This window comes from Arthrobacter sp. P4_F10, assembly GCF_056401435.1.
Genome location: NZ_JBFUJJ010000003.1, coordinates 154755 through 179669, shown reverse-complemented (window position 1 = coordinate 179669; position 24915 = coordinate 154755). Strand labels below are relative to the sequence as shown.

Below are 24915 nucleotides of genomic sequence, written 5' to 3'. Positions count from 1 at the left end.
GCCCGCGTTGGTCAATTGCTCGCCGAGTTGCCGTCCGAGGCGCTCCAGCAGAGGAGCGGCCTCGGCTATACATGTGTCTACATTGCTTTCCAGCTCCGTCAAAGCGTGGACCGCGAGGAACCCGGAACTGCTGATCTGCTCCCCGGTCAGGACGGACCGGCCGCAGACAGCGACTACCGGAACCCCGGCGCGGCGGGCGGCCCGGGCAACGCCCACCGGAGTTTTGCCCAGCAGGGTCTGTTCGTCGAGGCTGCCTTCGCCGGTGATCACCAGGTCCGCGCCGGCCAGCCGGTCGGCCAGCCCGGTGAATTCAAGGACGACGTCGATGCCCGGCCGGCGGGTCGCGGCCAATACGGCGATCGCGGCGTAGCCCACGCCGCCGGCTGCCCCGGCGCCCGGCGCGTCCGCGGCCTTCCGTGCGCGGGGCCCGATTTCGGCCGCGAGCACGTCCACGAAGTGGGCCAGGGCGGCGTCGAGGGCAGTTACGTCCTCCGCCGTGGCGCCCTTTTGCGGGCCGAAGATCGCCGCGGCACCTTGGGCGCCGAGCAGCGGGTTGTCCACGTCGCTGGCGAGCACGAAGCGTGCCCCGTCCAGGCGGGATTCGAAGCCGGAGAAGTCGATCCAGTCCAGCCTGGCCAGGGCCGCGCCGCCGGGCGGCAGCTCGTTGCCGTGGGCGTCGAGGAACCTGGCGCCGAGTCCCTGCAGGACCCCGGCGCCGCCGTCGGTGTTGGCGCTGCCGCCGACGCCCAAAATGATCTGCCGGCATCCGGCGTCGAGCGCTGCCCGGATCAGTTCGCCGGTGCCCAGGCTGGTGGCGCGTTTGGCGTCCTTGACGCCGTCCGGCAGGACGGCCAGGCCGGACGCGGCGGCCATCTCAATGACCGCCTCGCGGCCGCGGAGCGCGAACTCTGCCCGGAGCGGCGCGCCGGTGGGGCCGCTGACGACGGCGCTTCGGCGGGTGAAGCCGGAGCCGACGGCGGCATCGAGGGTGCCCTCGCCGCCGTCGGCCACGGGAATCCGCAGTACCTCCAGATTACTGATCTGTCCGCTGTCGCGGGCGGCCGCGTGCAGCCCCGCTTCCAGGTGCCGGGCGACGTCCGGGGCCGAGAGCGAGCCTTTGAACTTGTCCGGCGCAATGACCACCCGCATCTCAGGCCTGCAGGGCCAGGATGGCGGTGGGGGCGTCCCCGGCGGTCTCGGCCAGGGCCTCGAACTCGTTGACGGCGTTGATCTCGGTGCCCATGGAGATGTTGGTGACCTTTTCCAGGATGACCTCCACCACCACCGGAACCTTGAACTCGCCCATGAATGCCTTGGCCTTGTCGAACGCGGCAGGAAGGTCCTCCGGGTTTTCCACCCGGATGGCCTTGCAGCCCAGGCCCTCCGCCACCTTGATGTGGTCCACTCCGTAGCCTCTTGCGGTTGCAGAGAGTTCGGTGGAGTTGATGTTCTCGAACGCCAAGGACACGTTTTGTTCCATGTTGAACCCCCGCTGGGACTGGCGGATCAGGCCGAGGTAGGAGTTGTTGACCACCACGTGGATGTACGGCAGGTTGAACTGCGCGCCCACGGCCAGTTCTTCGATCATGAACTGGAAGTCGTAGTCACCGGACAGGGCAACAACGCTCTGGTCCGGCTTGCCGCGGACCACGCCCAGCGCGGCGGGGGCGGTCCAGCCCAGCGGGCCGGCCTGTCCGGCGTTGATCCACTTGCGGGGGCCGAACACGTGCAGCATCTGGGCGCCGGCGATCTGCGACAGTCCGATCGTGGACACGTAAGTGGTGTCCTTGCCGAACGCCCTGTTCATTTCCTCGTACACGCGCTGGGGCTTGATCGGCACGTTGTCGAAGTGGGTCTTGCGGTGCAGCGTGGCTTTGCGTCCGGAGCATTCGGCAACCCAGGCGGTGTAGTCCGGCAGCGACCCGGCGGCGCGGCGTTCCCGGGCCAGTTCCAGCAGCCCGTCCACGGCGGCAGCGGCGTCGGAGGCGATGCCGAAGTCCGGGGAGAACACGCGGCCGATTTGGGTGGGCTCGATGTCGATGTGCACGAACTTGCGGCCGGCGGTGTAGGTGTCCAGCCCGCCGGTGTGGCGGTTGGCCCAGCGGTTGCCGATGCCGATCACGAAGTCGCTGCGCAGGAAGTTCTCGTTGCCGTAACGGTGGGAAGTCTGCAGGCCCACCATGCCTGCCATCAGTTCGTGGTCATCCGGGATAGCGCCCCAGCCCATCAGGGTGGGGATCACGGGGACGTTCAGCAGCTCGGCCAGCTCCACCAGCTGCCCGGAGGCACCGGCATTGATGATGCCGCCGCCGGCCACGATCACCGGGCGCTCGCCGGCGGTGAGCATGTCCAGTGCCTTTTCCAGCTGCTTCCGGCTGGCCTTGGGCTTCTCCACGGGCAGGGGCTCATAAGTGTCGATGTCGAATTCGATCTCGGCCATCTGCACGTCGATCGGCAGGTCCAGCAGGACCGGGCCTGGGCGGCCGGAGCGCATCAGCTGGAAAGCCTTCTGGAAGGCGCCGGGAACCTGGCCTGGCTCCAGGATGGTCATGGCCAGCTTGGTGACGGGCTTGGCGATGGACTCGATGTCCACGGCCTGGAAATCCTCCTTGTGCAGCTTGGCAACGGGTGCCTGGCCGGTGATGCAGAGCATCGGGATGGAATCGGCCCAGGCCGCGTACAGGCCGGTGATCATGTCCGTGCCCGCGGGGCCGGATGTGCCGATGCAGATGCCGATGTTGCCGTCCTTGGCCCGGCTGTAGCCGTCAGCCATGTGACTGGCGCCTTCAACGTGGCGGGCCAGGGTGTGGCGGATGCCGCCGTGGGCCCTCATGGCCGAATAGAACGGGTTGATCGCCGCGCCTGGCAGGCCGAACGCCTCGGTGGCGCCCTCCTTTTCCAGGATGGCGACGGCTGCGTCTACGGTGCGCATCTTCGTCATGGTGTGCTCCTTGAAAGTCTGTTTTTGGGTGTGCTTGAGGTGCCGGCGTCGTCATTGACGACGTCGGGAGGCTGGGTTCAGGTGGTGACCGGCGCCTGGCCGGCGGTTTACTTCCGGCCGCTGAGCTGGAGGACCTGCTTGAAGAGGCCGGAGTGATCCAGGCCGCCGTCGCCCTGGTTGACGGTGGCGGCGACGAGCTGCGCGACGACGGCGCCGAGGGGGACGGCGACGTTGGCCTCGCGGGCCGCGGAGGTGACGATGCCGAGGTCCTTGTGGTGCAGGGCCAGGCGGAAGCCGGGGTCGAAGTTGCGGTCCAGCATCTTCTGGCCCTTCTGCTCCAGGACCTTGGACCCGGCCAGGCCGCCGCCGAGGACCTTGAGGGCGGCGTCCGTGTCCACGCCGTAGGCCTCGAGGAAGGCGATCGCCTCGCCGAGGACTTCAATGTTGACGGCCACGATCAGCTGGTTGGCTGCCTTGACGGTCTGGCCGGAGCCGGAGGGCCCCACATGGACGATGGTCTTGCCCACGGCGGCCAGGACATCCTGGGCGGTCTCGAAGTCGGCGGCGTGGCCGCCCACCATGATGGAGAGCGCGGCGTCGATGGCGCCTTGTTCCCCGCCGGAGACCGGGGCGTCGAGGGGACGGATTCCGGCGGCCCTGGCGTCGTCGGCGAGGCGCTTGGCGACGTCGGGGCGGATGCTGCTGGCATCGATCCACAGGGCGCCCGGCTTGGCGTTGGCGAAGACGCCGTTGGGGCCGCTGACCACGCCTTCGACGTCCGGGGAGTCCGGCACCATGGTGATGACGGTGTCGGCGCCCTTGACGGCCTCCGCGATGCTGCCGGCGCCCCGGCCCCCTTCGGAGACCAGTTTGTCGGTCTTGTCCTGACTGCGGTTGAAGCCTGTGACCGTGTGGCCGGCCTTGACGAGGTTGATGGCCATGGGCAGGCCCATGATGCCGAGTCCGATGACTGCGATGTTGCTCATTGTGGTTCTCTTTCTGAAGTCTTTTTATGCGTTTTAGCGCAGGTGTGCTTCTGTGCCGCGGCTGGTGGGTGCGGGTGCTGCCGGTGGGTGGGCCCACGCCGGCCGGGTTCCCTGGCCGAGCTTGCGAGGTCAGGGTGCCGGTGGGTGGGCCCACGCCGGCCGGGTTCCCTGGCCGAGCTTGCGAGGTCAGGGTGCCGGTGGGGACTACTGCGAGACGCGCTGGCGGATGGCCCAGCTGAATGCGGTCTCCGCCGGTTCCTTGTATTCGAGGCCGATGTAGCCCTCGTAGCCGAGTGCGCGGCTGCGGGCGATCCATTCGCCGAGGGGAAGCTGCCCGGTTCCGGGAGCCCCGCGGCCGGGGTTGTCGGCGATCTGGATGTGGCCGAAGTCCTTGGCGTGCTTTTCGATGACGGCGGCGACGTCGTCACCGTTCACTGCCAGGTGGTAGAAGTCGGCGAGGAGCTTGATGTTCCTGGCGCCGGATTCCTGCTTGACCCGGGCGATGACGTCGAGGGCGTCCTGGGCCGTGAGCAACGGGTACTTGGGGGCGCCGCTGACGGGTTCCAGGAGCACCGTGCCGCCGATGCGGGCGATGCCTGCGGCCGCCGTCGCGAGGTTTTCGGCGCCAATGGCGTCCTGCTGCTCGGCGGATTCGCCGTCAATGCGGTTGCCGTAGAGGGCGTTGAAGGCCTTGCAGCCGAGGCGCTCACCGATGCCGGCGACGACGTCGATGTTGTCCTGGAATTCGGTGGAGCGCGCGGGCCAGGATACGAGGCCGCGGTCCCCGCCGGGCATGTCGCCCGCGTTGAAGTTCAGGCCCGTGAGCTGCACGCCGGCGTCGGTGATGGCGTTCTCAAACCGGGCAACCTCGGCGTCGGTGGGGACGGAGGTTTCGAAGGGCCACCAGAATTCGACGGCGTCAAAACCGGCGGCCTTCGCGGCGGCCGGGCGTTCCCAGAGGGGGAGCTCCGTCAGGAGGATGGAGCAGTTCACGGTGTACGTCATTGTGGGTTCCTTCCGGTGTGGGCGGGAGCTGGATCCCGGGCGTCTTTGCCTTGCAGATCCGATTACTAATTCCACTTCGTTGCCTGCTTAGTTCCTGCATGGTTTCCGCTTGGTGGAATTTAGATTCTGCTTTATGAAAAGTGTAGAGAAGTTGGGGCAGGGGAGTCAAGGGGTGGAGAGTCAATGGGGGTGCGTCGGGGAAGGGCCGGGCTGCGCGTCTGGGCGGCGCCTTGGGACTGTGGGGTCCTCGCGCGGCGGGCACAGCTTTGGTGCCCGGGCATTTCACGGCGCGGGCCGTTTCAGGTCAGGGGGCCGGCATTGGGTGACTGCCCCGCCGGGAACCGTCTGATCCCGGCGAAGGGCATCCCTACCGCTTCCTGGGGTCCTTCCGGACGCCCAGGCCCACGAGTGCGCCGACCGCAAGGCCGATCAACATGCCCGTGAACGGTTTGTCGGCGGTGGCGGCTCCGATGGCGAAGCCGAAGGCCGCGCCAAGGAGCAATCCGATCCACAGGGATTCGTACTTCACAGCCTCAGGCTAGCAAGCAACGCCCAGGCCACAAGGGCTCCCGGCCGCGGGCTCCGGAACCACGAATGAGTCCGCCCCGTCAGACGGGGCGGACTCCACTGCGTATTCGGTATTGGTGGATCGGTCTTAGGTCAGGCGGATCTGGCGGTTGACGTCTTTGTACAGCAGGTACCGGAAGTTGCCCGGGCCGCCGGCATAGCAGGCCTGGGGGCAGAAGGCACGCAGCCACATGAAGTCGCCGGCCTCCACCTCAACCCAGTCGTCATTGAGCCGGTAGACGGCTTTGCCCTCCAGGACGAAGAGCCCGTGTTCCATGACGTGGGTTTCCGCGAAGGGGATGGAGGCGCCGGGCTTGAGCGTGACGATGTTGACGTGCATGTCGTGGGCGAGGTCCTCCGGGTCCACGAAGCGGGTGGTGGCCCAGGCGCCGTCGGTGTCGGGCATGGCCCGCGGTTCGACGTCCTGGTCGCGGGTCACGAAGGATTTCGCCGTGAAGCCGTCCAGCGGCTCATAGGCCTTCCGGATCCACTGGAAACTGGCGATCTCCCCGGACTCGTTCGCCACGGACCACTGGGCCCCGGCGGCGAGATAGGCGTAGCCGCCCTCTCCCAGCTTGTGGATTTCCCCCTCGAGGGTCAGGGCCAGGGCGCCCTTGGTCAGGAAGATGACGCCTTCGACGCCGGCCTCGGGCTCAGGCTTTTCCGCTCCGCCGCCCGGTCCCACCTCGACAATCAGCTGCGAGAACGTCGTGGCAAAACCGGCGATGGGCCGGGCAATGATCCAGGAGCGGGTGTTGGTCCAGCCGGGCAGCGTGCTCGTGACGATGTCCCGGAGCACGCCCTTCGGAATGACGGTGTAGGCCTCTTTGACGATGGCCCGGTCCGAGAGGAGCTGGGTCTGCGGCGGAAGCCCGCCCTCGGGGTAGAAATAGTTGCTCATGGGTGCGTTCCTTTAGCTGAGGGGGTGGAGGTGTTGGCCAGCCGGGGATGGGCCAGCGCGGTGAGTTGGGGGAGCCCGACGCCGGCCAGCGCCAGGACTTCTTCGGCACCGACGGCGCCGCATTGGACGCCGCGCAGAACGAAGGCCGCCAAGGCGCGTGCGGTGGCGGGTTCATCCATGACGCCGCCGGCGGTTTGTTCCACGTAATTGCGGAGCCGGGCAGCGGCGGCGGGGAGCCCTTGCCGGTAGAAGGCATAGGTTGCGGCGAACCGGCTGGGCAGCTGGGCCGGGTGGAGGTCCCAGCCCTGGTAGTAACCGCGTTCCAGCGAGCGGCGGACCAGGCGGCCGTGGAGCTGCCAGGCCTGCTCCACGTTCTCGCCCACCGGGATGATGTTGGTGGAGCCGTCGGAGAGCCGGATCCCGGTGCCGGCCACGGCAAGCTGCATGACTTCCTTGGCAAAGTCCGCCACGGGATGCTCCATGGACTGGTATTCGGCGGAGATCTGCAGCGAGGCCGAGTAGTCGTAAGTTCCGTAGTGCAGCCCGCTGATCCGGCCGGGCACCGCGTGCGGCAGGCGCGCCACCGGCGAGGTTCCGTCCGGGCCCAGGATGAGCTGCGGCGTTTCCACCTGCACCTCAAAGCGGAGCCGGCCCGCGGGGAGCGAGTGGACTTCCTCGAGGCGGGACACGGCGAAGGCCATGGCCTCCACCTGCGCCACCGTGGTGACCTTGGGCAGGGTGAGGATGAGCCCGTCCGGCAGTTCGCCGGCCGCGGCCAGCTGCGATACGAAGAGATCCAGGGTCCGCAGGCCCCGGGCGCGGGTGGCGGCCTCGAAGCACTTGAAGCGGATCCCGATGAAGGGCGGCGCGGTCCCGGCGGCGACCGCGGTGGCCACGGCGGATGCCGCGGCCGAAGCGGCGGCGTCCTCGGCGTCGTCGCCCCGGTCCCCGAACCCGTCCTCAAAGTCCAGGCGGAGGTCCTCGATCGGTTCGCGTGAGAGCTTGGCCCGGACCCGCGGCGCGACGGCGGCGGCCAGCTCGGGGTCCTGGCCCTGCAGCGCGCACAGGTTTTCGACTCCGCCGCGGGCGTCCACCGCAGCGAGGGCCTGGGCGCCCCAGTCCGCGGTGAACCCCGGGCTGAAGCGGTCGGCCGGGACGTAGACGGTGTGCACCGGCTGGCGGGAGCCGTCATCGCCAGGGTAGCTGCGCTCCAGCAGCCGGTCGGTGTCGGCGAGCTGCGCATCGATCCGGGCGAGATCGGCCCCCGAGAGGGCCGGCGTCACCGGACCCTGCCTTCGGGGCTGGCTCCGTAGATGACTGCGCGGCTGCGGCCTGGCGCTGGCGGAGGTGGCTGCCATGGCTCAGCCCACCAGCTCGTACGCCGGCGTGGTGAGGAAGTCCGTGTAGTCCTCGGACAGGCAGATGTCGCCAATGAGCTTGCTGGCGGGCAGGTAGTGCTTCGCGAAGGCGTCCTCGCCCACCTCGCCGCGGAGCTTCTCGGTTTCCTCGGCCAGGATCCCGGACACCAGCTCGCGGGTGACGGTCCGGCCTGTGTCGGCCAGCACCGAGTGGTTGCGGATCTGCTGCCAAACCTGGGACCGCGAGATTTCCGCCGTCGCGGCGTCCTCCATCAGGTTGTGGATGGCCACCGCGCCGTTGCCCGAAATCCACACCGCTGTGTAGGCGACGGCGACGTAGAGGTTCAGGCGCATGCCTGCCTCGGTGACCGTGCCATGGGCGGAGGCGACGTCCAGGAGCTGGTCCGCGGTGACCGAGACTTCCGGGCGCTGCCTGTCCAGCTGGTTCGGCCGCTCGCCCAGAACGGCGTCGAAGACGTCCCGGCAGACCGGCACCAGGTCCGGGTGGGCCACCCAGGAACCGTCAAAGCCGTCGTTCGCCTCGCGGGTCTTGTCCGCGCGCACTTTCTCGAACGCCTGGGCGGTCACCTCGGGTTCGCGGCGGTTGGGAATGACGGCCGCCATGCCGCCCATGGCGAAGGCGCCGCGGTGGTGGCAGGTCTTGACCAGCAGTTCGGTGTAGGCACGCATGAACGGCGCGGTCATGGCCACGGTGGCGCGGTCCGGCAGCACAAAGCGCGAGCCGGCGTCGCGGAAGTACTTGATGATGCTGAACAGGTAATCCCAGCGGCCCGCGTTCAGGCCGGAGGCGTGGTCGCGGAGTTCGTAGAGGATCTCGTCCATTTCGAAGGCTGCGGGGATGGTCTCGATCAGGACGGTGGCGCGGATGGTGCCTTGCGGAATGCCGAGGTAGTCCTGGGCGAAGACGAAGATCTCGTTCCACAACCGGGCCTCGAGGTGGCTCTCCATCTTGGGCAGGTAGTAGTACGGGCCATGGCCGTTCGCCAGCAGCTGCCTGGCGGTGTGGAAGAAATGCAGGCCGAAGTCCACCAGGGCGCCCACGGTGTGTTCGCCGTCGATCAGCAGATGGCGCTCGCCCATGTGCCAGCCGCGCGGGCGGGCGACAACGACGGCCAGCGGGGCATCGGTCCGGAGCGTATATTCCTTCCCCTCGGGGGAGGTGTAGGCCAGGGTGCCCGCCGCGGCGTCGCGGAGGTTCAGGATCGATTCGATCACGTTGGACCAGGTGGGGGTGCTGGCGTCCTCGAGGTCCGCGAGCCAGACCTTGGCCCCGGAGTTCAGGGCATTGATCGCCATCTTGGCCGGTGCGGCCGGGCCCGTCATTTCCACCCGGCGGTCCTGCAGGGCCGCCGGGGCTGGGGCCACCGTCCAGTCGCCCTCACGGATATCGCGGGTTTCCGGCAGGAAATCGAGCCGGCCGGTGCGGGCCACCTCGTCGCGTTTGACCGCGCGGGCCTTGAGCAGATCCCCGCGGGTGGCGGCGAATCGCTGGTGCAGTTGCTCAATGAAGGCCAGCGCCTCGGGAGTGAGGATCTCTTCCGCACGGTCAACGGGGCGGCGGGCTGAAATGGTGAGGGCCATTGTGGTCCTTCCTGGTCGGTGAATCAGGCGGCGAATCAGGCGTGGGTCGGCGCGGCGGCCGGGGCCGTCGCATGGGCGGCCGCGGCAACTGCGGCGGCGACGTCGGCGGCAACGTGGGGGTCGAAAACGCTGGGAATGATGTAGCTGGCATTGAGCTCATCGTCGGCCACCCGGTTGGCGATCGCCGCGGCGGCGGCCACGAGCATCTCGGAGGTGATGTCTGCGGCCCCAGCGTCCAGGAGCCCGCGGAAGAACCCTGGGAAGGCCAGGACGTTGTTGATCTGGTTGGGGAAATCGCTGCGGCCGGTCGCCACCACAGCGGCGTGCCGTGATGCGACCACCGGGTCGATTTCCGGCGTGGGGTTGGCCATGGCGAACACAATAGCGTCCTTGGCCATGGATGCCACCTGTTCTTCGCCGATCACGTGCGGTGCGCTGACGCCGATGAAGACGTCGGCTCCCTTGAGCGCTTCGTGCAGGGTGCCGGAGAACCCTTGTTCATTGGTGTTCTCGGCAATCCAGGTGCGGTGCTCGTCGTTGTACTGTTCGCCGAAGTGGATCGCTCCCGAGCGGCCGGCGGCGATGATGTTGCGGGCCCCCTGCGCCTTGAGCAGCGCAATGATGGCGGAGCCGGCGGCGCCGACGCCCGAAACGACAATCCGGACCTCGGCGAGTTTCTTGTCCACGACGCGCAGGGCGTTGGTCAGGGCTGCCAGCGTGACGATTGCGGTTCCGTGCTGGTCGTCATGGAAGACCGGGATGTCCAGTTCCTCGCGGAGCCGGGTTTCGATCTCGAAGCAGCGCGGCGCGGCGATGTCCTCAAGGTTGACGCCGCCGTAGACCGGGGCGAGTGCCTTGACGATCCGGATGATTTCCTCCGTGTCCTGGGTGTCCAGGCAGACCGGCCAGGCGTCGACGTTGGCGAACTGCTTGAAGAGCGCGGCCTTGCCTTCCATGACCGGCAGCGCGGCGGCCGGGCCGATGTTGCCGAGGCCCAGGACGGCGGAGCCGTCGGTCACGACGGCGATGGTGTTGCGTTTGATGGTCAGGTTCCGGGCGGCCTCGGGGTTTTCGGCGATCGCCAGGCAGACGCGGGCGACGCCGGGGGTGTAGGCGCGGGAGAGGTCGTCGCGGTTGCGCAGGGCGACCTTCGGCACAACCTCCAGCTTGCCGCCGAGGTGCATCAGGAAGGTGCGGTCCGAGACGTTCCGGACCGTGACGCCGTCGAGCGCGTTGAGCGCGTCCTTGACGCGTGCGGCGTGGGCGTCGTCCGTGGTGTTGCAGGTGACGTCGACTACCAGGGTCTCGTGGTGGGACTCGGTGACGTCCAGGGCTGTGATCGCGGCACCGGCGGCTCCGACGGCGGCGGCCAGTTCGCTGGTGGCCGTGACGCTGGACGGAGCCTCCACGCGCAGGGTGATCGAATTTCCGGGGCTGGGATTCGCCATTGAATTTCCTCCTAGTCGGCCCGTTGACGGGCTCTCACTGAACTCAATTATTTCGTATGATGGATATTATTATCTACTTTGTGGAAATACAAGTCCCGTAGTCCGTCGACGGCGGGCTGGCGGTACTGTATCTTGGGTCCACTAAGCACTTTTTTCACGATGTGGATAAAATTTGTCGTAAGCAACCCCTCAGGAGAGCAAAGTTATGGCGGAAAAAGCCCCCGGAGGCGTGCAGTCCGTTGAACGCGTTTTCGAACTTCTGGAACTGATCACTGATGCAGGCGGCGACGTCACCCTCAGCGAACTCTCGTCCTCCACCGATCTGCCGCTTCCCACCATCCACCGGCTGCTGCGCACCCTCGTCACGCTGGGCTATATCCGGCAGCTGCCGAACCGCCGCTATGCCCTGGGCCCGCGCCTGATCCGGCTGGGCGAGGCGGCGAACAAGCAATTGGGGGCGCTCGCGCGGCCGCAGCTCCAGTCCCTCGTGGAACGGCTCGGCGAGACCGCCAACATGGCCGTGCTGGACTCTGACATGGTGATGTACGTGGCCCAGGTCCCGTCCCTGCACTCCATGCGGATGATCACCGAAGTGGGCCGCCGCGGTTACATGCATGCCACCGGCATGGGCAAGGCGATCCTGGCCCAGCTGGACGATGAGACGGTGCGAGGCATCGTCACCCGGAAGGGCATGCCCACCCCCACTCCGAAGAGCATCGGCGACGTCGAGTCCCTGTTCGCCGACTTGAAGCTGATCCGCAGCCGCGGCTATTCGATCGATGAGGAAGAGCAGGAGATCGGCGTCCGGTGCTTCGCCATTGCCGTCCCCAACGCTCCGACCCCCGCGGCGATTTCCGTCTCCGGGCCCGTCTCCCGGGTGGACGAGACCTTCGCGGACCGGGCGGTGCCGCTGCTGCGCGAGGCAGCCCTGGCGATCTCCCAGGACCTCAACAAGAGCTGACCTCCGGCGGTCATGCCGCAGCCGGCCAGGCCGGGTTGCGGCCCCTTTTCCTTCCGGGGGAGGGGCCGCAACGCTCATGCCGGGGCGCAGGGACTAGTGTCCGGATGTCGCGGCGGACTCCACCGGGACTTCCTTGCCGTCGGAGTCGATCAGTTTGCCGTTCTCATAGCGGTCGCCCTCGGCCAGGCACTGAAGGTCTTCCTCGCGGATGACCCGGCCCGTTCCGGCCACGAAGACCGACTGGTTCTCCGAGTTGCCCTTCTTCAGGTGGTTGAAGAGCAAGTTCAGCGTGATGGCCATGACGGCCGCGGAGCTGATGCCGGAGTGGAAAATCGTTCCGAACCAGCTGGGGAACTTGTCGTAGAAGGTGGGGGCGGCGATCGGGATCATCCCGAAACCGATGGAGGCGGCGACGATGATCAGGTTCATGTTGTTCCGGTACTCCACCTTGGCCAGGGTGCGGATGCCGCTCGCGGCCACAGTGCCGAAGAGCACGATCCCCGCACCGCCCAGGACGGCCGTGGGAACCGCCGCGACCACGCGGCCGAGCACCGGCAGCAGGCCCAGCAGCACCAGGATGACACCGCCGGCCGCCACCACGTAGCGGCTCTTGATCTTGGTGACGGCGACCAGGCCAACGTTCTGGGCGAAAGCGCTCTGCGTGAAAGAGCCGAAGACCGGCGCCACGAGGCTGGAAACCATATCGGCCCGCAAGCCCGCGGCGATCCGCTTCGAATCGACCCGGGTGCCCACGATCTCGCCGACGGCCAGGATGTCGGCCATCGTCTCGGTCAGGATCACCAGGACCACGATCAGCATGGAGATGATGGCGGCAGCCTCGAAAGTGGGCGCGCCGAGGTGGAACGGCGCGGGGAAGGCGACGATCGGGCCGTCGCCGACCTTCGAGAAGTCTGCCATGCCGGTCACGACGGCGACCCCCGTTCCGGCCACCATGGCCAGCAGGATCGACAGGCGGGAAATGGTGGCGTTGCCGACCTTGCTCAACAGGAGCACGAGGGCCAGGGTAATGGCCGCCAGCCCGATGTTGGCCACGCTCCCGTAGTCCTCCGCCTTCTTGTTCCCGCCCATGGCCCAGTTGGCCGCCACGGGCATCAGCGTGAGGCCGATGGTGGTGATGACTGTGCCGGTGACCACCGGCGGGAAGAACCGGACTATCTTGGAGAACACCGGGGCGATCAGCAACCCGATGGCTGCAGAGGCAATGACGGCGCCGAAGACGGCCGGGAGGCCACCTCCACCGGTGACGATGGCGACCATGGTCGCCACGCTGGCGAAGGAGACGCCCTGGACCAGGGGGAGCTGGGAGCCGAAGAACGGCACGCCCAGGGTCTGGAGCAGGGTTGCCAGGCCGCCCATGAAGAGGGCCGCGGCGATCAGGACCCCGACGTCGGCGGGCGCCAGGCCGGCGGCCTGGCCGACGATCAGGGGGACGGCGATGATGCCGCCGTACATGGTCAGGACGTGCTGGAAGCCGTAGGCGAAGCTGCTTCCGACGGAGAGTCGTTGGTCTTCGGGGCGGGGAGTGCCGCCGGTGCCGCCGGTGCGTGGCAGCCGGGCGGTCAGTTTCTTGCGTGCGTTCATGGCAGACCTTCTTGGTTCATGGCGGACGTCGTCGTCCGGCTAACAATGTCTGGCTAACGTTTACTTGAGTGCCGGCGCCGGAAGCCCGGGCCGGCCTGTTCGGGAGTCCTAGCAGAAGCCGGCGATCCCGGACCAGGCGATCTCGGCCGGTGCAGCGTCTTCACGCTGGACCGTGGCCTCGATCAGGCCGTAGGGGCGGTCGGCGGCAAAGAAGACCTCGTTGGGGTTGTCGAGGCCAAAGGGCGAGAGGTCAACGAGGAAGTGGTGCTTGTTGGGCATGGAGAACTTAATCTCGTCGATCTCGGTGTGCGCTTCAAGGACCTTGGCGCCCATGTCGAAGAGGGTCTGCTGCAGGGCGTGGGAGTACTTTTCGCTGAACCCCTCCAGCAGCAGGCTCTTGACGTCCTCGTAGCTCTTGTTGAAGTCGAACGTGCCGAAATCGGTGCCGGCCTTGAAGCGCCAGCGGGCCGATACGTCCGTGGCGAGGATGCGGTCGGACGTTTCCGGGAGCGTGGTGTACTTGTCCCGCGGGAAGCCGCTGAACCCGGACTGGGTCGACTTCAGTACGGTGAGGTCCTTGAGCCCGGCGATGAGGTGCTCGGTACCGCCGTCGCGGACAAGAACCGCGGTGCGGACTTCCTGGCCGCTGCGGACGAAAGAGTGGTCGTGCCCGGCCCCGTGGGCCTGGATCCGGTCCCATTTGTAGGACTCGGCGGCCCAGCGGCCGCCGGTGACCCAGTCGAAGTTCGAGGTAAAGTGCTTGCCCAGCCGCAGCAGGAAGGCTTCCGGGGAGCCGATGCCGTCCCGGGCGAAGGCGTAGATCGTGTTCTTTTGGGTGTCCGTGGCAACCACATGGCTGTTGTCGCCTTCGAGGTGGGCCGCCGCGAAGTCCCCCCGCAGCTGCGAGGTGACGTTCAGGTCTTCGATTTCATGGCGGTCGGTGTCCCTGGTGATCTTAACGACGCGGACTTCGGCTTTTCCGTACTGGTTGTGGCCGAGGACGATCTTGTTGCTCATGGTCTGATTCCCAACTTCAGGTATGTGGCACCAAAGTCCCACATAGAAATTAAGCGCTTGTTTCCTGCGCGTTTCTCATTCCGTCGGCCCACAAAAAAGAGCCGACATCAGTTGATGCCAGCTCATTACGACCCTGCCTGCTGCTCCCAGGTTACGTGACCTGCGCCACGAATTGGGATTAAGCGTAGCCCGGACCCGGCGTGGTGTACATCACTTTTCGAAAAATCCGTTTGTGACCGCGGTGGCCGCAGCCCTTGACCGCCGACTCCGGAGGCTTCTAGTCTTTTCCACATAACAATAAATTATTTCCAAATAGCGGAACTGCACTGGTGTGATCCGACCCGGTGCGAGGAAGCGGCCACACAATGAACGAGGAGGAGTCCATGGACTCGCAGGAGAAGGACAGTGCCATTGAATTTCCGGCGCCCGGGCAGGAGCTGTACCTGCCGTTCGGCGCGACGGACTTCGGTGCTACGGACCCGGACTTCTACATTCCGGCCGACTGCGAGCGGAGGGACCGCGGCTTTTCCCGATGGCTCCGCGCGCTGCCGCTCTTTGGCCGGCAGGCGTTACTTGGGGCGGTAGGGCGTTGGCGTGAAGACCCGGAAATAGAGATTTCACATAACGAAACCGGGCTTCCATCAACTAGGGCGCGCCGCGCGGACGTCCCGGTGCTACTGTCGATCTTGCCAACGGCGGGCAGCCCGATCCCGGGAAGCTATCTACCAGGCGCAACCTTCAAGGCACATGCTGAAGACTGGTCACCGTCGCATCCGGCCCTTGCGTTCCCGTCGCGGTGTACCGGCTTCCGCAGGTTAGGGAGTGGCAGCATGACTACAGCCGATACGGCCCGGAAGTTCCTGGCGAGATCCATCGAGTTGGCCACGGCCAACGTCCTGAACGGCGGCGGCCCGTTCGGCGCTGTGGTGGTCACTGCGGACGGGCAAGCGTTCGAAGGCGTCAACCGCGTCACCGCCACCAACGATCCCACGGCGCACGCCGAGGTCACGGCCATCCGGCGGGCCTGCAGCGACCTGGGCAACTTCGATCTCAGCGGAGCCACGCTCTACTGCAGCTGCGAGCCGTGCCCCATGTGCCTGGCGTCCGCGCTGTGGGCGCGGGTGTCACGCGTGGTGTTCGCCGCGGACCGGCACGATGCCGCGTCCGCGGGGTTCGATGACGCCGTCTTCTACGAATACTTCGAAAACGATCAGCGCGACGCGCTCATGCCGGTGGGCAGGCTGGAACTGACAGACCCGCAAGCTCCCGCGGCCCTGGATCCCTTCAACGCCTGGAACTCGTTCGAGTCCAGGACCGACTATTAGCGCCGGTGACTGCGGCCATGTTGGATCTGCTCCCGCACTTAGGCACATGGTGGCCTGCCGCGCCCGGGCAGCGCTGCGCGGTGGCCACCGTGGTGGGCGCTGCCGGATCGGTGCCGCGGCCCGTGGGCACGTCCATGTTGGTCTCGGAGACCGGGGAGGTGCTCGGAAGCCTGTCTGGCGGCTGCGTTGAAGGGGCCGTTGTGGAAGCGGCCCTGGAGGCACTGCGCGACGGCGGGTCGCGCCGGGAGTTCTTCGGCTACAGCCCCGAGGACGCGTTCGCCGCCGGACTGACCTGTGGCGGTGGGCTGGAAATCCACATCGAGCCCCTGGGCGCAGGGCCCGGCCGGCTATGGCTGGACAGCCTGGCCGGCCTGGCCGGGCGGCATCCGGCCGGCGGGGCGGCGCTGATCCGCAGGGTGGACGCCGGCGGCGGCGGCGCCGTCGTGGTTCCTGACCCGGCGGCTTTCCAGGTACTGGAGTCGGCCGAGCTCGCCGCGCTGCTGGGAACGGGCGGTTCCGCCGGTGCCGGGCGCGTACTGCTGGCCGCGGCAGCCCAGCTGGAACCGCTGCTGAGGGGAGGCCGTACCGGACTGGTCCGGATCGCGCCCGCGGGGGACTGCCAGCCCGAACCCGTGAGCCTGCTGGTAGAGAGCCGGCTACCGGCGGCGCGCCTGCTGATCTTCGGCGCCAATGACTTCGGTGCGGCACTCCTGCCGGCCGCGAAACTCCTTGGCTTCCACGTCACGGTGTGCGATGCTCGCCCGGCGTTCGCGCAGCAGGACAGGTTCAGCGCCGCGGACGAGGTGGCCACTGCCTGGCCGCACCGGTATCTGGCGGACCAGGCGCGGGCTGGCCGCACCGACGCCCGTACGGCGATCTGCGTCCTCACGCACGATCCCAAATTCGATGTCCCGCTCCTGCAGGCCGCCCTCGGCCTGGACGTGGCCTATGTCGGCGCCATGGGGTCCAGGCGCAGCCACCGCGCGCGGATCGATGCCCTGCGGCAGGCCGGTGTGGCCGACGGGGACCTGGCCCGGCTGCACTCACCCATCGGCCTGGACCTCGGGGCCGTCACACCGGAAGAGGTCGCGGTGTCCATCACGGCAGAACTCGTGGCCAGCCGGAGCAAAGCCGCCGGCCTGGCCCAGGGCAGCGTGTCCCTGAAGGATGTCAGCGGCCCCATTCACCATTACGCCGCAAGTCATCACGACAGCGGTCATCACGCCAGCAGCCATCACGACAGCAGCGCCGGCATGCCGGAACCTCAGGAGGCCCAGTGGACATGAACACCATCGAGGCCGTGGTCCGCACCGCGGATCCGGCGCAGTGGCGCGAAGGCGACGCCTGGCTCGCGGGGGGCACCGTGCTTTTCTCCGCCGGGAGCCCCGGCCCCGGACAGGAACCGCTCCGGCGTCTCCTGGACCTCGGCTTCACGGACTGGACACCCCTGGCCGTCTCGGCGGCGGGCATCGAGCTGGCGGCAACCTGCACCATCGCGCAACTGTATGCCTTCCCTGATTCGGACGCTGGCCGGGGACTGGCCGGGGACTGGCCCGGCGTGGAGCTCGTCCGGCCCTGCTGCGAGTCCTTCGTGGCCTCGTTCAAGGTCTGGACCATGTCCACGGTGGGCGGCAACCTGTGCACCTCCCTGCCGGCCGGGCCCATGATCTCGCTCTGCGCGGCGCTCGACGGCACGGCCACCATTTTGGGCCCCGGCGGCGCCCGCCGCACGCTCCCGGTGCTGGAGTTCGTCACGGGCGACGGGACCAACGCCCTCGCTCCCGGCGAGCTCCTGCGCAGCGTGAGCCTGCCGGCGGCGTCCCTGTCCTCCCGGGTGGCCTTCCGCCGGCTGTCGCTGAGCAACCTGGGCAGGTCCGCGGTGCTGCTGATCGGAAGGCTCGACGCCTGCGGCTCCCTGGTCCTGACCGTCACCGCAGCCACCAAACGCCCCGTGCAGCTGCGCCTGACGTCCTCCGCGGCGGCGCTCGCCGACGCCCTCTCCGCCTCATTGGATGCCGCCATCCCCGATGAGCTGTACCACGACGACGTCCACGGCCTGCCCGCCTGGCGCAAGGACATGACGTACCGGCTGGCCCATGAAATCCGGGCCGAGCTCACCGCCCCGGCAGGCCGTGATCCGCTACGCGTATCCGGTGATTTCTGGCCGCCGCGGGGCAGGCCCTTGAGCGCCGGGGCCCGGACGGAAGAGGCCTGAACATGTCAATCGAGATCAACGGCAGCCCGGCGCAGGCCGGACCCCGCCCCGGGCAGTGCCTGCGGACGTTCCTTCGCGAACAGGGGAGCCTCGGCGTGAAAAAGGGCTGCGACGCCGGCGACTGCGGCGCGTGCACCGTGCATGTGGACGGGGTGCCGGTGCACAGCTGCATTTATCCCGCCGTCCGCGCCGAGGGCCACGCCGTCACTACTGTGGAAGGGTTGGCCGCCACCTGCGCCTCCGGCGGATCCGATGACCCCGACGGCACCGCACTCCATCCGATGCAGCAGCAGTTCCTGGACCGGCAGGGCTTCCAGTGCGGTTTTTGCACGGCCGGCATGGTGATGACGGCCGCGACCTTCGATGACCAGCAGAAGGCGGACCTGCCGCGGAACCTCAAGGGCAACCTGTGCCGGTGCACTGGGTACACGGCCATCGAGGACGCCGTCTGCGGGAGGGCGAGCCAGCCGGACACCCCTGGTACGGACACGGCATCGGAGGGGCGCGGCCGGCCGGAGCCGCGCCCCGGACAACTGGGCGACGATGTTCCCGCACCCGCCGGCCTCGCCATCGTCACGGGGCAGGCCCGCTACACCCTGGACGTCCCGGCCGAAGAACTGCCCGGGCTGCTGCACGTGAAGCTGCTGCGCTCCCCGCATGCCCACGCCCGGATCCGCGCCATCGACGCCGCGGCCGCGCTGACGATTCCCGGCGTCGCGGCGGTCTTCACCCACGAAGACTCCCCGGCGCAGCTGTTTTCGACCGCGCAGCACGAGCTCTACACCGACGATCCTGACGACACCCGCGTGTTCGACGACGTGGTGCGGTTCATCGGCCAGCGGGTCGCGGCCGTGGTCGCCGGCACGGTGGCGGCGGCGGAGGCAGGCGTGCGGGCCCTGAAGGTCGACTACGAGGTACTGGACGCCGTCTTCACCCCGGAGAACGCCATGCTCCCCGGGGCCCCCGCCCTCCATGGGGACAAGGACGCAGCCGCGGCCCGCATCAGCCGGCCCGAACGGAACGTCGTGGCCGAGCTGCATTCCGAGCTCGGCGATGTGTCGGCCGGTTTCGCCGCGGCGGACTTCATCCACGAACACACCTACCGGACCCAACGGGTGCAGCACATGGCGCTCGAAACCCATGCCTCCATCGCCTCCTTCGGCAGCGACGGGCGGCTGCTGATCCGCACGTCCAGCCAGGTCCCGTTCCTGGTGCGGCGGACCCTGTGCCGGGTATTCGGTCTGCCGGAAGAGCAGATCCGGGTGGTGGCGGGACGGGTAGGCGGCGGCTTTGGCGGCAAGCAAGAGGTGCTCACCGAGGACGTCGTGGCGCTGGCAGCCCTGAAGCTCAACCGCCCCGTGCAGCTTGAATTCACCCGGACCGAACAGTTCACCGCCGCCACCACCAAGCATCCCTTCACCATCCATCTCAAGGCCGGCGCCAGCCGCGACGGCAGGCTGACGGCACTGAAGCTGGAGGTGCTCACCAACACCGGCGCCTACGGCAACCACGCGACCGGCGTCATGTTCCACGGCTGCGGCGAGTCGCTGGCGGTGTACAGGTGCGCCAACAAGAAAGTGGACGCCCACGCCGTCTACACCAACACCGTGCCGGCGGGTGCCTTCCGCGGCTATGGGCTCAGCCAAATGATCTTCGCGATCGAATCAGGCATCGACGAGCTCGCGACGGGGATCGGCATGGACCCCCTGGAGTTCCGCCGCCGGAACATGGTCCGGGAAGGCGACGACATGCTTTCCACCCGCGACGAGCCCCAAGAGGACGTCCGCTACGGCAGCTACGGCCTGGACCAGTGCATAAAGCTGGTGGAGGACGCCCTGGCCCGTGGACAGGAACGCTACCGCGCGGCCGGCCTCGACAGCCTGGGCCCGGACTGGGTCCTCGGGGAGGGGACGGCCCTGTCCATGATCGACACCGTCCCGCCACGCGGCCACTTTGCCCATTCCAGGCTCCGGCTGCTGCCCGACGGGACGTACGCCGCCGACGTCGGGACGGCAGAATTCGGCAACGGCACCACCACCGTCCACACGCAGCTCGCGGCCACCGCGCTGTCAACCACTGCCGCCCGGGTCACTGTGCGGCAGTCCGACACCGACCTCGTGGACCACGATTCCGGTGCGTTCGGATCTGCCGGCACCGTGGTGGCGGGCAAGGCGACGCTGGCCGCCGCAGAGGAGCTCGCCCTCCGCATCCGCGTCTTCGCCGCCGGCAGCCGCCGCGTGCAGCCCTCCGGCTGCGTGCTGGAGCAGGATGCCGTTCTCTGCGAGGGAACGCGGGTGCCGCTCACGGAGATTTCCGACGCCGCGGAGCAGGCCGGCGTCGAGCTCGCCGCCGAAGGGCGCTGGGGCGGGACCCCGCGCTCAGTGGCGTTCAACGTCCAGGGCTTTCGGGTGGCAGTGAACACCGGGACAGGGGAGTTGCGGATTCTGCAGAGCGTGCAGGCTGCCGATGCCGGCGTGGTGGTCAATCCGCGCCAGTGCCGCGGCCAGATCGAAGGCGGGATCGCGCAGGCCCTCGGCTCCGCGCTCTACGAGGAGGTCAAAGTGGACGACGCCGGCCGCGTGAGAACGGACGTCCTGAGGCAGTACCACGTCCCCGCCTTCGCCGACGTGCCGCGCAGCGAGGTCTACTTCGCCGACACCAGCGACAAGCTGGGCCCGCTGGGTGCGAAGTCCATGAGCGAGAGCCCGTTCAACCCGGTGGCGCCGGCGCTCGCGAATGCCATCCGGAACGCCACCGGCGTGAGGTTCTCCGAGCTGCCGATCTCCCGGGACAAGATCTACCTGGGCCTGAAGGAAGCAGGGCTGGTCCCTTCCCGGGGAGCGCCCTGAATGGCCGATCCCGCGATCCGGGCCTTCGTCGATCGGCTGGCGTCCGTGCAGACCGGGCCGGACTGCGGGAATTTCTTTGATTTTGCCGTTGCCGGCAATGCCGTGCGCCGCGGGAACCTGGAGCTCTATCTCCAGGAAATGCTGGACCGGCGCCCGAAGGTGCTGCTGCTGGGCGAAGCGCCGGGATTCCGGGGCATGAGGATCACCGGGATTCCCTTCACAAACCGCTCCATGCTCGAAGGCCCTGCCAACGAGTTTGGGCTGTTTGGGCCGGGGAAGGGGTACGTGCTTCCGGCCGATTCCGAAGGCATAGCCGCGGAACCGACGGCCACGGTGATGTGGCAGGTCCTGGCGGAGCTGGAGTTCCTGCCCCTGCTCTGGAGTGCCTGCCCGTGGCACACCCACGTGCCTGGGCGGCCGCTTTCCAACCGCACGCCAAGGGCTTCCGAGGCCGCCCTTGGAGCTCCGTTTTGGCAGGCATTGATCGAGGCGTTTCGCATCGAAACCGTGGTGGCCGTGGGCAATGTGGCGCACCGCAGCCTGCAGAGGAGCGGCCTGGACGTCCCGAAAATCAGGCATCCGGCCCATGGCGGCAGGGCCGGGTTCAAGCGTGGCCTGCAGGAGCTGTTGGCTTAATCGAGGAGGTGCAGCTGGTCGGGTGAGTCGAGGTCCTCGCCGCCGGGGAGGTCGCTGCAGTCCACCAGATCAACCAGGTCCGGGTGGGCCCGCAGGAAGACACGTGCTCCGGCGTCGCCCGTTGCTGTTTCCGCGGCTTCAGCGCGAAGTCCGGCGTCGAGCAGCAGCGGATGTCCCCGCTGCAGCTTCCCCTCCGCATCGCGGTAGGCGGCCGCCGTCGCCCGGCCCGGCCGGTGGGCTGCCAGCAGCCGGGCCACGGTCTCCGGGGTGAGGCCGGGCTGGTCCACCAGCGCGATGAGCACATGGTCCTCGGGGGCCGCCGCGGCAACTCCCGCCCGGAACGAACTGCCCATCCCGGTGTCCCAGCCAGGGTTGTCGATGACCTGGTGCCGGCTGAGGTCGGTGGCGGCGCGGACCGTTGCCGCGTCCGCGCCGAGTACTGTCACCACTTCCCGGCAGCCGCCCGCGAGCAGCACGTCAGCAAGCACTTCGACCAGTGTGCGGCCATGGAAGGGGAGCAGCGCCTTGGGCCCGAGCCCCAGCCGCGTCCCGGCCCCGGCGGCAAGCAGCACCGCCGTCGTTGATCCCGCCGTCATGAGCGATTCCGATGAGTCAGCCATGGTCCCAGCCTATGCACCCGGATGGCAGGTGACGGCAGCCCCGGGGCGGAACACTGCCGTCAACTGCCCACTCGATGGCGTCAGGCGTCGCCACCCGCTCCGCCGGTGGTCCCGGCCGTGACATCCAGGAGCTTGTAGCGGTCCATCGCATAGGCGGGCACCCCGCCGTCGACCTCTCCGCGCGAGGCCAGCAGCTGCAGGGTCTTCACCACAATCGAGTGCGTGTCGTTCTTGAAGAAGCGGCGTGCCGCGGCGCGGGTGTCCGAGAAGCCGAAGCCGTCCGCGCCAAGTGAGGCGAACTGGTGCGGCAGGAACTGGCGGATCTGGTCCGGCACGGCCTTCATGTAGTCCGTGACTGCCACGATCGGACCGGTGGCGCCGGCGAGCTGCTGGGCCACGAACGGGACGCGGGCCGGCTGGCCGGGGTTGAGGAAGGCCTCTTCCTCTGCTGCGAGCCCGTCCCGCCGCAGTTCGGTCCAGGAGGTCACGGACCAGACATCGGCGGAGACGCCCCAGTCCTCGGCCAGGATCCGCTGGGCTTCGAGGGCCCAGGGCACCGACACGCCGGAGGCGAGGATCTGGCTCTTAGGCCCTTCCGCGCCCGACGCCGACACCCGGTAGATGCCTTTCAGCACGCCGTTGACGTCGAGGTTCTCGGGTTCGGCCGGCTGGACGATCGGCTCGTTGTAGACCGTGAGGTAGTACATGAGGTTCCGGTCTTCCGACTCCGGACCGTACATCCGCTCCAGGCCGTCCCGGACGATGTGGCCCATTTCGTACCCGTACGCGGGGTCGTAGGTGATGACGGCCGGGTTGGTCGCGGCCAGGATGGGGGAGTGCCCGTCGGCGTGCTGCAGGCCTTCGCCGGTCAGGGTGGTGCGGCCGGCGGTGGCGCCGATGATGAACCCGCGGGTCATCTGGTCCGCGGCGGCCCAGAAGGAATCGCCGGTGCGCTGGAACCCGAACATCGAGTAGAACACGTAGACCGGGATGAGCGGTTCGCCGTGAGTGGCGTAGGACGTGCCCGCGGCGGTGAACGCGGCCACGGCCCCGGCCTCATTGATGCCCGGGTGGATCAGCTGGCCCTTGGCCGATTCCTTATAGGCAAGGACCAAATCCCGGTCCACGGACAGGTAGCCCTGGCCATCCGGGTTGTAGATCTTCGCCGAGGGGAAGAACGCGTCCATGCCGAACGTGCGGGATTCATCTGGCACGATCGGGACGATGCGGTGTCCGAAGTTCTTGTCCCGGAGCAGGTCCTTGAGCAGGCGGACGAAGGCCATGGTGGTGGCGGCCCGTTGCTTCCCGGAACCTCTTTTGGCCACCTCATATGTTGCGGGATCGGGAAGTTCCACGGGCGCGTGGTCCGGCCGCCGCTCGGGGACGAAGCCGCCGAGTTCCTTGCGGCGGCCCATCAGGTACTGGATCTCGGGGGAGTCCATGCCGGGGTGGTAGTACGGCGGCCGGTAGAGGTCCGCTTCCAGCTGCTCGTCGGTGATCGGGATGCGCAGGTGGTCGCGGAAGGCCTTSAGGTCSGCSAKSGTGAGCTTCTTCATCTGGTGGGTCGCGTTGCGGCCCTCGAAGTGCGTGCCCAGGCCGTAGCCCTTGACCGTGTGGGCCAGGATGACSGTGGGCTTGCCCTTGAACTCGGTCGCGGCCTTGTAGGCGGCGTAGACCTTGTTGTAGTCGTGGCCGCCGCGCTTGAGGTTCCAGATCTGGTCGTCGGTCAGGTCCTGGACCATTTCCTTGGTCTGCGGGGTCTTGCCGAAGAAGTGYTCGCGGACGAACGCGCCGGACTCGGCCTTGTACGTCTGGTAATCGCCGTCGACGGTCTCGTTCATGATCTTCACCAGCGAGCCGTCCTCGTCCTTGGCCAGCAGGTCATCCCACTCCCGGCCCCAGACCACCTTGATGACGTTCCAGCCGGCGCCGCGGAAGAAGGCCTCGAGTTCCTGCATGATCTTGCCGTTGCCGCGCACSGGTCCGTCGAGGCGCTGGAGGTTGCAGTTGATCACGAAGTTCAGGTTGTCGAGCTTGTCGTTCGCGGCGAGCTGGASCAGSCCGCGGGACTCGGGCTCGTCCATTTCGCCGTCRCCCAGGAACGCCCAGACCTGCTGGTCCGAGGTGTCCTTGATGCCGCGGTTGTGCAGGTACCGGTTCGACTGSGCCTGGTAGATCGCGTTCATCGGGCCGATGCCCATCGAGACCGTGGGGAATTCCCAGAACTCCGGCATCAGGCGCGGGTGCGGGTAGGAGGACAGGGCGTGGCCTTCCTTGGACTTCTCCTGCCGGAAGCCGTCCAGGTCCTCCTCGGACAGCCGGCCTTCCATGAAGGCGCGGGCGTACATGCCGGGGGAGGCGTGGCCCTGGAAGAAGACCTGGTCCCCGCCGCCGGGGTGGTCCTTGCCGCGGAAGAAGTGGTTGAACCCGACCTCGTACAGGGTCGCGGCCCCGGCGTAGGTGGAGATGTGCCCGCCGACGCCGATATCGGCGCGCTGGGCCCGGTGCACCATGACCGCGGCGTTCCAGCGCAGCCAGGCCCGGTACTTGCGTTCGATTTCCTCGTCCCCGGGGAACGCCGCTTCCTGGTCCACCGGGATGGTGTTGACGTAGTCCGTGGTGGTGACCATCGGRACACCCACGCTCTGCGCSCCGGCCCGCTGGAGCAGGCTGCGCATAATGTACTGGGCACGCTCGGTGCCCTGTTCCTGAATCAGGGTATCCAGGGACTCCAGCCATTCGGCGGTCTCTTCCGGATCACGATCAGGCAGCTGGTTTGTCAACCCGCTGAGGATATGGGAGGTATCTTCTCCTGCAGCCACGTCCAACCTCTTTTCGTCGTTGAATGGTCGGCTCAAGTTTTCATTCTGTGAGAAAACTTT

18 protein-coding genes and 1 pseudogene are annotated in these 24915 nt (G+C 67.9%); 6 read left to right on the top strand and 13 right to left on the bottom strand.

What is annotated here, in order from left to right:
• Nucleotides 1-12 precede the first annotated feature (12 nt).
• The 9 genes and pseudogenes from AC1DR1_RS05665 to AC1DR1_RS05625 all read right to left on the bottom strand — a co-directional run.
• Nucleotides 13-1149: pseudogene (locus AC1DR1_RS05665) on the bottom strand (glycerate kinase); the annotation flags it as partial.
• Nucleotide 1150: 1 nt separating this feature from the next.
• The gene (gene gcl / locus AC1DR1_RS05660) at nucleotides 1151-2941 is read right to left on the bottom strand and encodes a glyoxylate carboligase (RefSeq protein ID WP_476992307.1); all 1791 of its coding nucleotides are present in this window, start codon (nucleotides 2939-2941) and stop codon (nucleotides 1151-1153) included.
• 107 nt (nucleotides 2942-3048) lie between these two features.
• A complete protein-coding gene (locus AC1DR1_RS05655) occupies nucleotides 3049-3927 on the bottom strand; it encodes a 2-hydroxy-3-oxopropionate reductase (protein WP_229995573.1) in 879 nt (292 codons plus the stop codon).
• A 204-nt stretch (nucleotides 3928-4131) separates the two neighbouring features.
• Nucleotides 4132-4932, bottom strand: a complete 801-nt coding sequence (locus AC1DR1_RS05650) for a hydroxypyruvate isomerase family protein (protein WP_229995572.1) — start codon at nucleotides 4930-4932, stop codon at nucleotides 4132-4134.
• A 367-nt stretch (nucleotides 4933-5299) separates the two neighbouring features.
• Complete coding sequence (locus AC1DR1_RS05645; protein ID WP_229995479.1) at nucleotides 5300-5461, bottom strand: glycine zipper domain-containing protein; 162 nt, start codon at nucleotides 5459-5461, stop codon at nucleotides 5300-5302.
• Nucleotides 5462-5587: 126 nt separating this feature from the next.
• On the bottom strand, nucleotides 5588-6400 hold the full coding sequence (locus tag AC1DR1_RS05640) for a bifunctional allantoicase/(S)-ureidoglycine aminohydrolase (RefSeq protein ID WP_229995480.1): 813 nt from the start codon (nucleotides 6398-6400) through the stop codon (nucleotides 5588-5590).
• Nucleotides 6397-7683 carry a DUF6986 family protein gene (locus tag AC1DR1_RS05635; RefSeq protein WP_229995493.1) on the bottom strand — a complete coding sequence of 429 codons (1287 nt, stop codon included), beginning with the start codon at nucleotides 7681-7683 and terminating at the stop codon, nucleotides 6397-6399. The genes AC1DR1_RS05640 and AC1DR1_RS05635 overlap by 4 nt, the downstream gene beginning before the upstream one ends.
• 78 nt (nucleotides 7684-7761) lie before the next feature.
• Entirely contained in the window at nucleotides 7762-9360 is a 1599-nt protein-coding gene (gene aceB / locus AC1DR1_RS05630) for a malate synthase A (protein WP_229995481.1), read from the bottom strand.
• Nucleotides 9361-9395: 35 nt separating this feature from the next.
• A complete protein-coding gene (locus AC1DR1_RS05625) occupies nucleotides 9396-10808 on the bottom strand; it encodes an NAD-dependent malic enzyme (RefSeq protein ID WP_229995482.1) in 1413 nt (470 codons plus the stop codon).
• A 205-nt stretch (nucleotides 10809-11013) separates the two neighbouring features.
• Here AC1DR1_RS05625 and AC1DR1_RS05620 point away from each other — a divergent pair, with 205 nt between their 5' ends.
• Nucleotides 11014-11769 (top strand): IclR family transcriptional regulator, encoded by a 756-nt coding sequence (locus tag AC1DR1_RS05620; protein ID WP_476992306.1) that lies wholly within the window; start codon nucleotides 11014-11016, stop codon nucleotides 11767-11769.
• A gap of 93 nt (nucleotides 11770-11862) precedes the next feature.
• Here AC1DR1_RS05620 and AC1DR1_RS05615 read toward each other — a convergent pair whose 3' ends face one another.
• Nucleotides 11863-13371, bottom strand: coding sequence for a nucleobase:cation symporter-2 family protein (locus AC1DR1_RS05615; protein ID WP_476992305.1), 1509 nt, complete (start codon nucleotides 13369-13371; stop codon nucleotides 11863-11865).
• 108 nt (nucleotides 13372-13479) lie between these two features.
• A complete protein-coding gene (gene pucL / locus AC1DR1_RS05610; RefSeq protein WP_476992304.1) occupies nucleotides 13480-14388 on the bottom strand; it encodes a factor-independent urate hydroxylase in 909 nt (302 codons plus the stop codon).
• 830 nt (nucleotides 14389-15218) lie between these two features.
• Between pucL and AC1DR1_RS05605 the strand changes: the two genes are divergently transcribed.
• From AC1DR1_RS05605 to AC1DR1_RS05585, 5 genes are read left to right on the top strand one after another with little or no spacing between them, the layout of a single operon-like run.
• Nucleotides 15219-15713 (top strand): nucleoside deaminase, encoded by a 495-nt coding sequence (locus AC1DR1_RS05605; protein ID WP_229995487.1) that lies wholly within the window; start codon nucleotides 15219-15221, stop codon nucleotides 15711-15713.
• Between the two features lie 17 nt (nucleotides 15714-15730).
• Nucleotides 15731-16999 (top strand): XdhC family protein, encoded by a 1269-nt coding sequence (locus AC1DR1_RS05600; protein ID WP_476992303.1) that lies wholly within the window; start codon nucleotides 15731-15733, stop codon nucleotides 16997-16999.
• Entirely contained in the window at nucleotides 16990-17928 is a 939-nt protein-coding gene (locus AC1DR1_RS05595; protein WP_476992302.1) for an FAD binding domain-containing protein, read from the top strand. The genes AC1DR1_RS05600 and AC1DR1_RS05595 overlap by 10 nt, the downstream gene beginning before the upstream one ends.
• Before the next feature lie 2 nt (nucleotides 17929-17930).
• Nucleotides 17931-20777: a molybdopterin-dependent oxidoreductase gene (locus AC1DR1_RS05590; protein ID WP_476992301.1), complete on the top strand. Its 2847-nt coding sequence runs from the start codon at nucleotides 17931-17933 to the stop codon at nucleotides 20775-20777.
• Nucleotides 20778-21413, top strand: coding sequence for a uracil-DNA glycosylase (locus AC1DR1_RS05585; protein WP_476992300.1), 636 nt, complete (start codon nucleotides 20778-20780; stop codon nucleotides 21411-21413). It abuts the gene before it with no gap.
• Here the strand turns inward: AC1DR1_RS05585 and nboR are convergent.
• Nucleotides 21410-22033: a nicotine blue oxidoreductase gene (nboR, locus tag AC1DR1_RS05580; protein WP_476992299.1), complete on the bottom strand. Its 624-nt coding sequence runs from the start codon at nucleotides 22031-22033 to the stop codon at nucleotides 21410-21412. The two genes, AC1DR1_RS05585 and nboR, sit on opposite strands and share 4 nt — an antisense overlap.
• An 80-nt stretch (nucleotides 22034-22113) precedes the next feature.
• A complete protein-coding gene (gene aceE / locus AC1DR1_RS05575; protein ID WP_476992298.1) occupies nucleotides 22114-24855 on the bottom strand; it encodes a pyruvate dehydrogenase (acetyl-transferring), homodimeric type in 2742 nt (913 codons plus the stop codon).
• Between the last annotated feature and the right edge of the window lie 60 nt (nucleotides 24856-24915).

What these genes read in the sequence shown, in the direction of transcription:
- gcl (WP_476992307.1), bottom strand. Translation starts at nt 2,941, where the DNA reads ATGACGAAGATGCGCACCGTAGACGCAGCCGTCGCCATCCTGGAAAAG.
- AC1DR1_RS05655 (WP_229995573.1), bottom strand. Translation starts at nt 3,927, where the DNA reads ATGAGCAACATCGCAGTCATCGGACTCGGCATCATGGGCCTGCCCATG.
- AC1DR1_RS05650 (WP_229995572.1), bottom strand. Translation starts at nt 4,932, where the DNA reads ATGACGTACACCGTGAACTGCTCCATCCTCCTGACGGAGCTCCCCCTC.
- AC1DR1_RS05640 (WP_229995480.1), bottom strand. Translation starts at nt 6,400, where the DNA reads ATGAGCAACTATTTCTACCCCGAGGGCGGGCTTCCGCCGCAGACCCAG.
- aceB (WP_229995481.1), bottom strand. Translation starts at nt 9,360, where the DNA reads ATGGCCCTCACCATTTCAGCCCGCCGCCCCGTTGACCGTGCGGAAGAG.
- AC1DR1_RS05625 (WP_229995482.1), bottom strand. Translation starts at nt 10,808, where the DNA reads ATGGCGAATCCCAGCCCCGGAAATTCGATCACCCTGCGCGTGGAGGCT.
- AC1DR1_RS05620 (WP_476992306.1), top strand. Translation starts at nt 11,014, where the DNA reads ATGGCGGAAAAAGCCCCCGGAGGCGTGCAGTCCGTTGAACGCGTTTTC.
- AC1DR1_RS05615 (WP_476992305.1), bottom strand. Translation starts at nt 13,371, where the DNA reads ATGAACGCACGCAAGAAACTGACCGCCCGGCTGCCACGCACCGGCGGC.
- pucL (WP_476992304.1), bottom strand. Translation starts at nt 14,388, where the DNA reads ATGAGCAACAAGATCGTCCTCGGCCACAACCAGTACGGAAAAGCCGAA.
- AC1DR1_RS05605 (WP_229995487.1), top strand. Translation starts at nt 15,219, where the DNA reads ATGACTACAGCCGATACGGCCCGGAAGTTCCTGGCGAGATCCATCGAG.
- AC1DR1_RS05600 (WP_476992303.1), top strand. Translation starts at nt 15,731, where the DNA reads ATGTTGGATCTGCTCCCGCACTTAGGCACATGGTGGCCTGCCGCGCCC.
- AC1DR1_RS05590 (WP_476992301.1), top strand. Translation starts at nt 17,931, where the DNA reads ATGTCAATCGAGATCAACGGCAGCCCGGCGCAGGCCGGACCCCGCCCC.
- AC1DR1_RS05585 (WP_476992300.1), top strand. Translation starts at nt 20,778, where the DNA reads ATGGCCGATCCCGCGATCCGGGCCTTCGTCGATCGGCTGGCGTCCGTG.
- nboR (WP_476992299.1), bottom strand. Translation starts at nt 22,033, where the DNA reads ATGGCTGACTCATCGGAATCGCTCATGACGGCGGGATCAACGACGGCG.